General features: G+C 24.8%; 11 protein-coding genes. 1 reads left to right on the top strand and 10 read right to left on the bottom strand.

Annotated elements, in window-relative coordinates:
- Window positions 1–13 precede the first annotated feature (13 nt).
- From NJU99_RS11355 to NJU99_RS11380, 6 genes are all read right to left on the bottom strand, one after another.
- Window positions 14–1,945 carry a sensor histidine kinase gene (locus NJU99_RS11355; RefSeq protein WP_254576021.1) on the bottom strand — a complete coding sequence of 644 codons (1,932 nt, stop codon included), beginning with the start codon at window positions 1,943–1,945 and terminating at the stop codon, window positions 14–16.
- Window positions 1,946–2,013: 68 nt separating this feature from the next.
- Entirely contained in the window at window positions 2,014–4,590 is a 2,577-nt protein-coding gene (locus NJU99_RS11360) for an ATP-dependent Clp protease ATP-binding subunit (protein WP_254576022.1), read from the bottom strand.
- A 62-nt stretch (window positions 4,591–4,652) separates the two neighbouring features.
- Window positions 4,653–6,806: an ATP-binding protein gene (locus NJU99_RS11365; RefSeq protein WP_254576023.1), complete on the bottom strand. Its 2,154-nt coding sequence runs from the start codon at window positions 6,804–6,806 to the stop codon at window positions 4,653–4,655.
- On the bottom strand, window positions 6,803–7,912 hold the full coding sequence (locus NJU99_RS11370) for an ABC transporter substrate-binding protein (RefSeq protein WP_254576024.1): 1,110 nt from the start codon (window positions 7,910–7,912) through the stop codon (window positions 6,803–6,805). Before NJU99_RS11370 ends, NJU99_RS11365 begins: the two co-directional genes overlap by 4 nt.
- A 63-nt stretch (window positions 7,913–7,975) precedes the next feature.
- Window positions 7,976–8,983 carry a sensor histidine kinase gene (locus NJU99_RS11375; protein WP_254576025.1) on the bottom strand — a complete coding sequence of 336 codons (1,008 nt, stop codon included), beginning with the start codon at window positions 8,981–8,983 and terminating at the stop codon, window positions 7,976–7,978.
- A gap of 57 nt (window positions 8,984–9,040) precedes the next feature.
- A complete protein-coding gene (locus NJU99_RS11380) occupies window positions 9,041–11,158 on the bottom strand; it encodes an ATP-binding protein (RefSeq protein WP_254576026.1) in 2,118 nt (705 codons plus the stop codon).
- 175 nt (window positions 11,159–11,333) lie between these two features.
- Between NJU99_RS11380 and rnhB the strand changes: the two genes are divergently transcribed.
- Window positions 11,334–11,906: a ribonuclease HII gene (gene rnhB / locus NJU99_RS11385; protein WP_254576027.1), complete on the top strand. Its 573-nt coding sequence runs from the start codon at window positions 11,334–11,336 to the stop codon at window positions 11,904–11,906.
- 1 nt (window position 11,907) lies between these two features.
- On the opposite strand, the gene NJU99_RS11390 is transcribed toward rnhB, so the two are convergent.
- From NJU99_RS11390 to NJU99_RS11405, 4 genes are all read right to left on the bottom strand, one after another.
- Window positions 11,908–12,222: an MTH1187 family thiamine-binding protein gene (locus NJU99_RS11390; RefSeq protein WP_254576028.1), complete on the bottom strand. Its 315-nt coding sequence runs from the start codon at window positions 12,220–12,222 to the stop codon at window positions 11,908–11,910.
- Between the two features lie 260 nt (window positions 12,223–12,482).
- On the bottom strand, window positions 12,483–12,623 hold the full coding sequence (locus NJU99_RS11395) for a hypothetical protein (protein WP_254576029.1): 141 nt from the start codon (window positions 12,621–12,623) through the stop codon (window positions 12,483–12,485).
- A gap of 526 nt (window positions 12,624–13,149) precedes the next feature.
- Window positions 13,150–14,130 (bottom strand): coiled-coil domain-containing protein, encoded by a 981-nt coding sequence (locus NJU99_RS11400; RefSeq protein ID WP_254576030.1) that lies wholly within the window; start codon window positions 14,128–14,130, stop codon window positions 13,150–13,152.
- A gap of 12 nt (window positions 14,131–14,142) precedes the next feature.
- Window positions 14,143–14,721, bottom strand: coding sequence for a hypothetical protein (locus NJU99_RS11405; protein ID WP_254576031.1), 579 nt, complete (start codon window positions 14,719–14,721; stop codon window positions 14,143–14,145).
- Window positions 14,722–15,024: the final 303 nt, after the last annotated feature.

The following is a 15,024-nucleotide window of genomic DNA, read 5'->3' on the forward strand; positions in this document are numbered from 1 at the left end:
ATTATAGTTAAAGCTAACTTAAATCTTCATTAGTCTTACTATCAATAATTGGTAAAATAATCGTAAATTTTGCACCTTTATAGTTAATATCATCAATATTAAATTCGCTATTCTCAACATACATCTTTCCATTTAAATGCTTAATAATAATCTCTTTACACATAAACAAACCTATTCCAGTGCCCTGATCATCATCTTTTGTCGTAAAATAAGCTTCAAAAACACTATCAATAATACTTATGTCGATTCCACCTGCATTATCAATAAAAGTAATTTCTAAATAATCTTCTTTATTTTTGCAATCAATTTTTATAAATCTTTTTGTATTTAATTTTAAAAGTTCATCTTTAGAGTTATTTATAATATTTATAAATACTTGAATTAATTCATTCTCTAAACTATTTATTTCAACACTATCAATATCTTTTATTAGATTTATATATTTACTTTCTAATTGCGCTTCAACTAAATCAAAAGTTTTTACAAAAGTCTCATCTATATAAAATTTCTCGTAATCTTTTTGAGGTTTAAAAAAGTCTCTAAAATCATCTATAGTTTTAGATAAGTATTGAATTTGTCTATTTATCTTATCATAAGAGTTTTTTTCTAATTCTAAGTCTTGTTCACCTAATTCTCTTTTTACTTTTAAGCCTGTAACCATTGTAGAAATAATTGATAATGGTTGTCTCCATTGATGAGCAATATTTCCTAACATTTCACCCATTGATGCCATTTTTGATTGGTGAGCTAATATATTATCTTTTTTTATACTTTCATCAACCTTTCTTTTTATCTCTTTTTTATATGATTCAAACTTACTTTCTAAAATAGATGAAATATAAATAAATATTACTAATAAAATTATTGTAATAAATAAACTTACAACTACTAGTTTCATTAAAGATTTATTATTTGCTTTTTTTAATAATTCTTTTTTTTCATTAATTTCTTCGTATAAATCATCCATATAAAAACCAGTACCAATAATCCATTCCCAATTCTTTAAACCATTTACATAGCTAATTTTTGTAACACTTGATATGCTATTTGGTTTTTGATTATGAGAATAAGAGATAAATCCTCCATCCTTTTTTGCTAATTCAATCATTTTATTTTGAGTTGTAGTTATATCATCAGTAATATTTAGATCTTTTACATTTTTTCCAATTAAGTCTTCTAGATAATAACTTACATACTCACCTTCAAAAGTTAATGCAAAAAAGTAGCCATTTTTTTTATATCTTAGATTTGTAATTGATTGTGCTACATCTTTTTTTAGTTGTTCTTGGGAATCATAGACATATTCACCTGTACCAATAAACCAATCAAATGGTTCAAACTTTTTAAAGTAGCCTAATTTTTCATACTCTTTTTCCAAATCATTAGGTTTATTCCAATACCAGGTATAATAAGTTGAGTCTTGTTTTTTTAAGATTTTATTCATTTCTTGAAGTAAATAAGTTCCTTTTTTATCCTGATAATTCCATAGATTCTTATTTTCTAAATGTGGCTTTAAAGGGTGTAGAATATTTACTCCACTCATTTCATAAATAAATAGATATCCTCTATTTTCATTAAATCTAATATTCCGTAATGAGTCTTTTATTAACTTTTTTATTTCTTCTTTTGTTTTATCTTGATTGTTTTCATAAATAGATAAAGCAATACTATAAGCATTGTTAACTTGTACTTTAATATCATTTCTAAGTCTTTTTTTTGAAAGTTTTTTTTCGTAGCTTACAGTTTCAATTACTTTTTTTACTTGAAACTCTATTTCGTCTTTATTTTTTTGTATATATTTCTCTTCTAAATTTTTAAGTTCTGATTCAAATCTACTTTGATTTTCGCCATATAAAAAAATTGTAATAAGAAAAGAAAAAAATATTATTAATATTACAGGTAAATATTTTATTAGATTTACAATATCTCTTTCAGTTTTTAACATTATATAACTCTTTTTGCTTTTTCTAATTATAGCAAAAAAGAGTTATATATAGTGTTATAATATTTAGATTATTTTATCTGCACTTTAATGTCATCATTTTCAATGTCAAATATAACCTTTGAACCTTCTGTTATTTTATCCTCTAGGATTAAATCAGCAAGTCTATCTTCTACTATCTCATAAATTGCTCTTTTAAGAGGTCTTGCACCATAAACAGGGTCAAAACCAACTTTTGCAATAAAGTCTTTTGCATTTTTTGTTAAAGTTATCTCTATATCCTTTTGCTCAACTTTTTTTCTAATTCCTTCAAACAAAATATCTACAATATTTGTAATTGCTTCAAGATTTAGCTGCTCAAAAATAACAATATCATCCAATCTATTTAAAAACTCTGGTCTAAAGTGGACTTTTAATTCATCTAAAACCTCTTTTTTTCTATTATTCTTATCACTAATCTCAATTATTTTAGAACTACCTATATTTGAAGTAAGTATTATAATAGTATTTTTAAAATCAACAGTAACACCTTTATTGTCTGTTAATCTTCCATCATCTAAAACCTGTAGTAAAATATTAAATACATCAGGATGTGCTTTTTCTATCTCATCAAAAAGTATTACACTATATGGCTTTCTTCTAACAGCTTCTGTTAATTGCCCTCCTTCATCATATCCTACGTAACCAGGGGCTGCACCAATTAGTCTTGAAACAGCATGTTTTTCCATATACTCACTCATATCAAATCTAATCAATGATTTTTCATCATCAAACAAGAATCTTGCAAGTGTCTTTGCACTTTCTGTTTTACCAACACCTGTTGGTCCTAAAAACATAAATGATCCAATAGGTCTACTATCTTCACTAAGTCCTGCTTTATTTCTTTTTATTGCTCTAGATATAGCCTTTAAAGCTTCATCTTGTCCTATAACATCTTGCTTTAAAACTGACTCAACTTTTAAAACTCTTTGCTTTTCACTATCCATCATTTTATTTACAGGAATACCTGTCCATCTAGATACAATACTAGCAATTGCTTCTTCATCTACAGAATTTCTAAGCAAAGTACCCTCTTCTTGCATTCTATTCCATTTTTCTTCATTTTCTTTTATTTTAGCTTCAAGTGTTGGTATCTCACCATACTCTATAGATGCAGCTTCTTCAAATTTTGACTCTCTTTTTGCTCTTTCTGCCTTTGTTTTTAACTGATCAATTTTTGCTTTTAATTCACTTGTTGCATTGAAAGTCTGTTTTTCATTATCAAATCTAGCCTCAAGACTTTGCATTTCTTCATTTAAATTCGCAAGCTCTTTTTCAATCTCTATTAATCTATCTTCATTCTTTTTTGTTTTTTCCATTTTTAATGCTTCTTTTTCTACATTAATCGTCTGGATTTTTCTTTTTATATTTGACAAGGCAATTGGTTCACTCTCAATTTGCATTTTAAGTTCTGCTGCGGCTTCATCTATTAAATCAATTGCCTTATCTGGTAAAAATCTATCTGTAATATATCTATTTGACAGTTTTGCAGCACTTACTAATGCACTATCATTAATAGTCACATTATGGTGTGTTTCCAGCTTCTCTTTTATACCTCTAAGTATTGATAAGGCTTCATTTACACTTGGTTCATTTACATTTACAGGCTGAAATCTTCTTTGCATTGCAGTGTCTTTTTCAAAATACTTTCTATACTCTTTTAGTGTTGTTGCACCAATTGTATGAAGTTCACCTCTTGCTAATGATGGCTTTAAAATATTGGCTGCATCCATACTTCCTTCACTAGCACCTGCTCCAATAATTGTATGAATTTCATCAATAAATAATATTATGTTTCCAGCTTTTTTAACCTCATCAACTACTTTTTTTAACCTATCCTCAAATTCACCTCTATATTTAGCACCTGCGATTAATGCACTCATATCTAAAGTTACTACTTTTTTGTTTTGTAATGATGTTGGAACTTGTTTTTCTACAATTCTTTGTGCTAAACCTTCTGCAATAGCTGTTTTACCAGTACCTGGTTCTCCTAATAAAATTGGATTGTTTTTTGTTTTTCTAATTAGAATTTGCATCATTCTATTAATTTGCTCATCTCTTCCAATTACTAAATCAAGCTCTCCATCTATAGCCTTCTTATTTAAATCGATACCATATTTTTCTAAAGCTTCTAAATTTTCATCACTTGAAGCACTATCTATTGTACTTCCAGCTCTCATTGTTTCAAGCTGTTTTTTTGCTTCATATAAATCTATATATTTACCCAATACATCTTTTAAAACTGATAATTCAAAATTTGCAATAAGCCACGTATCTACAGCAATAAATTTGTCACCATTTTTTACCATTAAACCTTCTGCTTTTTCTAAGCTTGATATAAAGTTTCTAGATAGTTTGATATTCTCTTTTGTTACACTTGAAACAGATGTAAGTTTTGATGCATATGATTTAGCTTCAAGTTCAATTGCTGCTTTATCAACATTCATTTTATTTAATAACTGATTTAAAACTGAGTTTGTATTTGTTAATAATGCCCATACAAAGTGAATCACTTCTATTTCTTGGTTTTTATTATGTAAGGCTAAAGATACTGAGGAATCAATACTCTCAGCCATTTGGTTAGTTAATTTTTCAAATAATTTATTCATTTTAGCACTCCTTAATCTTAACTGCTAATAAAATTATAGCAATTGAGTGCATATTTGTCAAGTTAGATACTATAGTTTAATATATAGTTGTTTTTGTTAAGTGGAATACTTATTGTAAAACTACATCCTTTATATTTTTTTTCATCAAGAATATATTCACAATTTTTTACATCAATAAGTCCATCAAAGTGTTCTGTAATAATTTGGTGAGACATATATAAACCTATTCCTGTACCTTTTGATTTATGTTTTGTAGTAAAATAAGGCTCAAATATTTTATCAATAATAGTCTCATTTATTCCCCCTGCACCATCAACTACTTCTATTACAATATCATTATTTATTTTTTTACTTTTTATCCATATAGTTCTACTAGCTATATTATTTAATATAAATGCATCTTTTGAATTGTTTATTAAGTTTATTATAACTTGCATAAACTCACTTGGTACACCCTTTAAATATAAATCATCTTTAAAATCAAGTTTTACAATAATATCATTGTTCTTAAGACTAGAACCAAGTAACTTTAAAACCTTGTTTATATATTCATTTACATTAAATTCTTCAATCTGTCTATCTTGTTTAAAAAAATTTCTAAAATCATCAATTGTTTTTGATAAATATCTACAATTTTCAATTATATTATCTACGCTTTTATTTAATCGTTCATCATTCAAAGAACCTATTTCATTTTCTAATTTAATACCACTAGAACAAGTTGTAATGACACTTAAAGGTTGTCTCCATTGATGAGCAATATTACCTATCATTTCTCCCATTGATGCCATTTTTGATTGCTGGAAAAGTAGCCTGTCTTTTTGTTTTACTTCTGTGATATCAATTATTGCAGTAACTCTAACTGTTTGTCCTAAAAACTTTAATAATTTACCTTGAACAAAAACATTTATTTTTTCACCTGTCAATGTTATAAGTTCCACTTCATAAGGAAGAGTATCTTTATGTAAATTATTTTTAACTATTTCTCTATACTCCTCAGATACAAATATCATCATATTTTTTCCAATAAAATCACTTTTATCTTTAGCTTTTAATAAATCTAATGTTACATTATTCACATCAATTATTTCAGAATCTTTAGTTAAAACAATAGATTCCAAAGTTGAATTAAAAAGAGTTTTAAAACTCTCTAGTGAATCTTCTAAGTAGTCCTCTCTTTTATCAATCTCACTTCTCATCTTATTAAAACTACTTATAAGTTTATTAAACTCCAAATAATCACTTTTTTCCATATTAGTGTCATAATTTCCATTTGAAATTTCACTTGTTGTACTTTGAAGTTTATCAAAAACATCAAATATTTTTTTGGAAAATTTTAAAGAGACCACAACCGAAATCAATGAAAAAAGTACTATTGATAAAAATGTTAAATAAATGATATTGTTTAAACTTTCCAATACTTTTGTGTAATCATCCCTTACCACAACTTTCCAGTTTGTTTTATTTATATTTACATATGTTCCATATTGTGTTTTTAAACTTTTAATAGCTTCGAAACTTACTTGTTGGTATGCTTGTACTTTATTTATCATACTTTCATATACATCTGAGTAACTCGCATTATACCTTTGAAGAACCATTTCATTTGAATCTGGATTTATAATTATTGTTCCATTTGAATCAAAAACTCTAATCATATGTGAGTTATCTATATTTTTAAAACGTTTAATAAAATCTGACATATTTGTAAACTTGATAAAAAAAACAAAAACCTTTTCATTATGCATAAAACTATAAGAGATTGAAGGTTCTTCATCTACACTAGATAGAAACACACTTGACCAGTAAGTATCATCAGTACTTTTTATTTTTTTAAAATAGTTTTTATTAGAGTAATCAAAACCTTTATAAACATTTAGATTATGTAAGGCTGCAAAGTTTTCAATTATTCCATTTTTATTTAAGACCAATATACTTGATATACTTCTATCTATTTGAACTATATTATTTAAACTATATTCATCATTTTTGTATTCTTTTTTTAAATAGTTTGATACCTTAATAATATTATCAATAAAATTGTTTATTTCATACTCAACTTGAAGTAATACTTGTTCTTGGTTATGATCAATACTATTTAATCTACTTTTATATAAACTATAAGCAGAAAATGAACCTATTATAATTATAATTGAAATACTAAATACTATAAATAATAAAGAGATTTCTTTTTTTAAACTTTTTATTTTTTTCATTTTATTTTTATAAACTCACCATTTTCTACTTCAAAAGTGTAATAAGTTCTAACAACATCACCATATTGATCAAATACAATTTTATCAATCAATCCTTCAAAGTTTTTTTGTTTTAATAAGTTATATTTTATTTGTCTTTCATCACCTTTTTTCAGCATTTCTATTATGATTTGTGCAAGTTCATATGCTTTTGCAGCATACATAGATGGTTCATGATTGTATTTTTGTTTATAATTTTTTACAAAGTTTTTGTATTTAGGTTTTTCTGATTTAGGATTAAAATCAATATTAAAAATAACTCCTTCTGAAGATTTTCCTGCATTTTCTAGAAAAGACTTTGTCATAGCCCATTCTGCAAGGGCAATTTTTGTAGTTACACCCTTTAATCTTAAAAACTGTATTATTTTTGCTGAATCAACAGAATTTGCACACATTAAAATCATGTCTGGATTTTTCTTTTTTATATCTAGGACTAAAGTATCTAAACTCTTATTAGTACTTTCCAAACTTATAAGTTTAGTTCCTCCATTGTTTATAAAACTTTTTTCAAAATTAATTAGATAATCTTTTGTGTAAGTTATATTATCAGGATCATACAAACCATAAATTTTATTGTAATTATTTTGTATTATATATTTTGAGAAAGAATCAAACCTTGAAGGATTATTTGCAACATGGACTCTAAAAAATTGATCATCTATTCCAGTAAATTCATTACTAGCTGATGCTGCTGATATCATAAACATATCGGAGTGTTTATTTATAATTGACATTGAAATTTTTGACATTGTACTAGTTACATTACCGATAACTATCTTAATATCATTTTCAATAAATTCATTTACAATTTGCTTATTAAGTTCTGGATTTTTTTTATCATCTTTAAATATTATTTCAATATTCTTATTATTAATTTTATAATCTATTTCATCAAAGGCTAGCAGTACACCATTCATCATAGCATTTCCTAAAACAGAGTATTTAGAGGTTAAAGCCCCTACAAACCCTATTTTAACACTTTCGCTTTCACTTGTTTTATAAAAGTAATATACTACTAAAATTATAAAAAGGAAAAAAGCTATCATAAATCTTGAGATATTTTGCATATATAGCCTTTATAGTTTAGAATTCCTTTATTATATACTTTTTATGCTGATTATATTCTATACCTATCTTTTGTTATTAAAGGGTAATTCAATTGTAAAAATAGTTTGATTATCAATACTTTTGACATTTAACTTACCATTCATATTTTTTTCAATAATATTTTTAGACATATAAAGACCAATTCCCGTACCCTTACCTTCAGCTTTAGTTGTAAAATATGGATCAAATATCTTTTCTAGGATTTCTTCTGGAATACCACCTGCATTATCCCTTATTTCAATGATAATAGATTTTTCATTTTTATTAATGTTTATATTAATGATTCTATTTTCAATTTTCTTTTCTTCAAAAGCATCTTTAGAATTATTTAAAATATTTAAGATAGAATGCAAAAATTCATTGGGAAAACCTTCAAACTTTATTTCTTCTTTAATTTCTTTTACAATCTCAATATTACTCTGATTAAAAGAACCACTAAGCAAAAATAATGACTCATTTACTTTTTTACCTATATCAAACTCTTGTTTTGTTTTATTAGGTTTAAAAAAGTTTCTAAAATCATCTATAGTTTGTGACATCTCATTTGTTAAAAAGTTTGCCTTTTTTAAGGATTTATCCATAAATTCATCATCTAATTCATTCATATAATAAGAGACTTCTATATTTTGAATAACTAAACCAATAGCATTTAATGGTTGTCTCCATTGGTGAGCTATATTACCTATCATTTCTCCCATAGCTGCTGATCTAGCTTGATTTACTAATAGTGCTTGTTGTTCTTCGTTTTCTTTTATTGCTCTTTTTATTCTATCTTCTAAATTTTTATTTAATTGTAATAATTGTTTATTTACTTTATTTGCCTCGATAACTCTTCTAATGGCAAAAACAGTTGATATAAGTCCTGAAATGATAAATAAAAGTAGTATTTCGTCTAATTCATACTCTTCATGAGTTTCTAAATATTCAATTGTTAATTCAAATGCATCATAAGCAGAAAAAACTAACCATAAAAAAAATATTAAAATAGTAGAAAAGATAAATTCTTTTTTAGCATTTAAATTATCAATCATAATTATTCCTATATAACAAACAAAGTTAACAAATATTATATAGTCATTATACTAAATCTAAGTAATTTTAAATTCTATTATAACTTCTAATCCATATAGTTTTTTATCATCTACTTCAAATGCATTATTTTTAATTTTTATATTACCCTTCATATGTTTAGTAATAATATAATGTGCCATATATAAACCAATACCTGCGCCAACTTCTTTTATTTTTGTTGTATAATATGGCTCAAATATTTTTTCAATCTCAGTCTTTTTTATTCCTAAGCCTGAATCATTTATTTTAATAAAAACTTTTTTATCAACTTTTTTTGTCTCAATTAATATATATTTATCTTTTACTTTTGAGTTTAATATAGCATCTTTTGCATTATCTAATAGATTAAAAATTATTTGAGAGAACTCAGTTAAATATCCTTGAACAAAAAGCTCTTTTAATTGATGTTTTTGTATTAGCTTTATTTCATACTTAAAGAGTAGTGGTTCTATAAAAACTAAAGAAGCATCCAAACTTTTGATTAAATCAAAGTTTTCTTGCCTTTTATTTAATTCAAAATATGAAGAGCATCTATCAATTATTGAAGATAGCTCTTTTGTTGTTTTATTTATTTTGTCTAAACCTCGAACTAATTCCTTATCTCCAAGAACATCTAATTCTTTTTCTAATTTCATTCCAGAGGATAAAACACTAATAGTAGATAATGGTTGTCTCCAATGATGGGCTATGTTTGTTAACATTTGAGCAATTGATGATAATTTTGATTGTTCCATTATTATTCTATTTTGTTCTTTTAAATCAGTAATATCTAAAAAAAGTGAAATTCTCAATTTATTATCTTTGAAGTTTATCTCTTGATCTTTTGCTAACACATATACAATAGTATTATCTTTTTTCAGTAGTTTAAACTCTTTAGGCTCATCTATATCAATATCATTATTAAAACAATCTTCCAATATCTTTTTATATTTATTTGGTATTATTTTAAAAATACTATCACCTTCTAATTCATATTTATTATTAAAGCCTAAAATATTTGCTGCTGCATTATTTACTTTTATACATTCATTCTTATCATGAATAATAATCCCTTCCATAGTAGAGTCAACTAGGTGTTTAAAGCTATCTAAGTTTTTAGTAAGGGATATTTCCCTTTTATTTAACTCTAATCTCATTTTGTCAAAAGATTTAATAAAACTATTTAATTCATAAAAATCTGTATATTGAAGTTTATTTTGATACTCACCATTTGAAATATTTTTAAACTGTAGCTTAAATTTATTTAATCTAAAAAAAACTTTTTTCAGATACTTATTAATAAACAACAACATTAATAAAGTAAATACAAATATAATAACACTTAAAGTGAATACCACTTTTAAGATATAACTTTCTAATACATTTATATTTTCTCTAATTAGAAGTTTCCATGAGGTTTTTTCAATTGTAGTATACATTCCATAGTCAACAGAACCTAAACATATATTTTCAAACTTTTCCAAAACAAACTCATCATTTTTTTCAATTAAATTAGTGAAGTAAGTTTTTGACTTAGAATCAAATTTTTCAAGGTTTTGGGTATCTAAGTCATTATTTATAATAAATCTCTTATTTTTATCAAAAAGTCTAAATCTAGAAGTATTATCACTATTTTTAAAAGTTTTTGTTAACTCTTGAATTTTCTTAAGTGATACTAAAAAAACAACTCGATTTTTATCTAAAGTAAAAGAGTATGCAATTGAAGGTGTTTTTTTAAAATTTAAAAATAATAAATCAGACCAAGTGTTTTTTATATTTATTTCATTTTTTGATAAATCATCTAAAAAATTTAAATAGATATCTGTTTTAGAGTATATCTGCTTAACATTATTATAATTGTCAAATATAATAATTGTTGATATTTCATCGTTAGTGTTTAATATATTTTGAAAAGTTATTTGAAGATTAGTATTATTCTGTACAAGATAAAGAGATAAATTTTCAATTTTATTTATAAAAGAGTTTATTTGTTCCTTTACATGAATTAAAATCTCTTTTTGAGAATGTTGCATAGACTGATGTTTTAAGTTAAAAAAAGAAAAAATAGTTATTGCTAAAATTACGCTTGTAAAAAACAAAGTAAAAATAATCACAACTGATATGATACTCTTTTTCAAACTTTTTACTTTAAACAAAGTAATAACCTTTAATATATTCTATGTTTGTATCTTATAATATTTTTACTTAGTAAACTATTTACTTATTTATGTATATATAATGTATATTATACTTATTTTAAACATATTAAAATTATTTATATAAGTATAATTTTATTTTAGCTATATTTGAAAAAAAATTATTGGATAGTATATGTTATGTGGAATTGATGAGGCAGGGAGAGGTCCTATAGCTGGACCTTTAGTCGTTGCAGGTGTAATATTAAAAAATGATGTTGAAAAGTTAAATGATTCAAAAGTTTTAAGTGAAAAGAAAAGAGAGTTATTATTTGATGAGATTATAAAAAATTCTTATTATCATATAGTTTTCAAAAGTGCAAAAGAAATTGATGACATGGGAATAAGTGCTTGTTTGAAACAATCAATTAAAGAAATTATGGAAAAGCTTACATCTAATGCAAATGAGTTTTTAATGGATGGTAATACCTCATTTGGTATTTCAAACTTACAATATAAGATAAAAGCTGATGCTACAATAAAAGAAGTAAGTGCAGCTTCAATTTTAGCAAAAGTATCAAGAGATAGATACATGTGTGAAATAGCTTCTAATTATAGTGAATATGATTTTGAAAAACACAAAGGCTATGGAACTAAAGCTCATGTAGAAAAAATTAAAGAGTTTGGAAGAAGCGATGAGCATAGATATACTTTTAGATTAAAAGCTTTAGGAGAAGAAAAATTAGGAGTTCAAAAAAGCCTTTTTTAGGCTATTTTGAAACTTCTCCTATATGATTTTCTACTGATTTAATTTTTTCTTCTAATCTATTTTCATGACCTTGTCTTATATCAAACTTTAAAGTTGCATATACTCTATTACAATTTAGCTCTTCTAATTTTTCATAACATCTTTGTACAATTTCTAAGGCTTCTGAGACTTTTGAAGTCTCAATTAAAGTGGCCATAGCTGTTAATTGATAAGGATGTCCAGAGTTTTTAATAATCTTTACAACCTGAGCAACATATTCACTTTTACTCTCACTTTGATCTGTAGGAAACATACTCATTTCTAATAATACTGACATCTTATAGCCTTTTAAATAATTTTGATAGTAATATTAAATTGTAGCACTATTTATTTAAATAATTCTTTTGTTAAAGTATATATTACTATATATATCGTGTCGATTTAAGCTCTTGATAGATACCATTTAGACATTTCAATTCTACTATGATTAAGCCCTTCTGATACTTCTCTCAAAGCTTTTTTATAAGCTGTACCTTGTTCAATTTTTTTGTTAAATTCATTTTTCGCATAGTTATATCGAAGTGAATGAGTTGAATGTTAAGAAGACCGTTCTTTAATATCATTTCTATATGTATTTTGACTTGGTATATTTTCTACTATGGATATTTTAGCTTGTAGTTCTTTTGAGATTGGTTTATCATGGTACTTATGATTGCCTTTTCCAACCATTTCAACCACACTACTATTTTTAATATAATTTAAAGGATTAGATATAAGCTTTATAGCTTCACTAACTCTAAATCCTAACTCATATTGAATTTGAGATAATACTCCTGATTCAAACCTTTTATCATATAGATTTTGAATAAAATTTGAAACATTATTTATGGCTCTGTTTGTTTTTACTAACTCTTTTGGGGTTGTGCTTTTAATCTCATTAATCTTAATATTGAAATACTCTTTAGATATAGGAGTTGATATATTTACCTCTCTTAATCCTTGTGTTAGAGAATACCACCCTCTTATATAAAGATAAATTTTAAAATTTGCAAGAAATACTCTGATAGATATGATGAACCCAATATTGTCAAAATACTTCTCAGAGCTAGTAAAAATACAAAATTGATATTTTTGAAGCTTTTAATATTAAAGTGTTTAGAATCGTGGATATTTTAATTTTTGGAAGTAAAAATGAAGTTTAAAGACACAGTCGGTCTCTCTACAATTTTTCAATTATAGAGAGACCGACTATAAAGAATTTTAATTAAGTAAATATTTTCTCAATTACTTCTTTACCAGAATTTGTTATCCTATAATAACCTCCGTCAACTCTTACTAATCCCAATGCAGATAATTCATTAATTCTAACTTCTACTAATGTTTTTGAAAGTTTAAAATTACTATTTATATAATTTTTCAATTTTACTGAAGATAAAAGTGAATCATTAGTAAAGAAAGTAGCTAAAACTTTTATCTGCTCAATTGTTAAACCATTTATTATAGAATCATTACTTTCATTTGCTTTTTTGAATGCATTGTCAATAATTGGTAATTCTTTTGTAACAGGCTTAAGCTTAGTTACTTCAGCTTCTAATTCAGAGATTTTAGTTTCTAAGGTATTAATAGTTTTTTGCTTATCATTTATTTCATTATTTCTATCTTCAATAACTTTATATGTTTTTTCTAGTTTATCACTCAAGTCTTTTACTTTACTTTCAACTTCACTATTAATTTTTTCTTCAAGTTGAGATTCTTTTTTGCTAAAGTTCTCTTCTAAAGTCTTTTCTTTTTCACTAAACTGACTAATCAAAATTTTTTCTTTACTTGAATATTCCAATTGAACTTTTTCTATTTTTTCCATTACTTCTCTATGCTCTAAAGTCAATTTAATATTTTCTTCTCTAATTGTATTTGCTTGTTCTTGAGGTAATGGGGTTTTATCTTGTATTTTCTGCTGAATCCAATTCATTAAAGCTTTATATCCCAAAGTTACGGCATAAAACAATGCTGTTGCAAGAGGGAAAATGAATACATAGGCTAATGCAAAATATAATGGCGTTTCATAATTGATTTGTCCCCATGATAACATTTCAATTTTCTTTTCAACAGATAATTTAGGTGCAGCAAAAATAAGAATTAATTTACTATTGAAGTATATCCATGAAAAAATATATGCACTTAAGAATGGTGTATATTTAAAATCATATAAACGAGCTTTTATTGAGTCTTTTAAATCTTTTTGCAATTATAATTTCCTTTAATCAAAATTTATTTTTTTCTTTAATATACTGATTTCATTTTCAATTAACTTAAATAAATCAAGAATTTTGTCTTTATGTTCACCATAAAAGTCTTTTACATTTTTTTCTTCTTCACCTGATAAATTAGAATAATCAATCATTCCCTCATAAATTTCATATTTAAATAGTTCCTCATTCTTTTGAAGTGCTAAATTTATTTCAGAGAATTTTTTTTCAAGTGTTTCAGAAACATAAAATATATTATCTTTAAAATAATCATTAAGACCATTTATTAGACTAACATTGATTTTATCTTCTGTAATTTCAGTTATAATGTGTCCTTCATATTCATTGAAATCATGTTCTATAAACCCAATAGTTAAAAGATTTAATTCATGTTTTCTCAATCTATTATGGAGTTCCATATAAACTTCAATTTTTTTTTGGAATATTTTTTGATAAGTTTCTTGTGTTAGTTTATGATTGTTTTCTAATTTAAGTTTTTCTAAATCATGTTGATTCTTTTGCCATGTCACTAATAAATTTAGTAAGAAAGTAACTCCCATTCCTACTAATGTAAATATTGCATTTTCCATATGATAATCCTTAGAAAAAAGATTCTATCATATAAATAATTTATTTAAGTATAAATAATATATAATACAAAAAATTGATACAAAGTTTCCAACAGAAAGAAAAAGGAAACTCCCTAATAATAAGTGTTTATATTCTAATCTAGTGTAAATGATAACATACTCATTTCTAATAATACTGACATCTTATAGCCTTTTAAATAATTTTGATAGTAATATTAAATTGTAGCACTATTTATTTAAATAATTCTTTTGTTAAAGTATATATTTTATATATATTTTTACTTAGATTTTAAAATATTTTTG

This window comes from Arcobacter roscoffensis (genome assembly GCF_024267655.1).
GTDB lineage: Bacteria > Campylobacterota > Campylobacteria > Campylobacterales > Arcobacteraceae > Arcobacter_B > Arcobacter_B roscoffensis.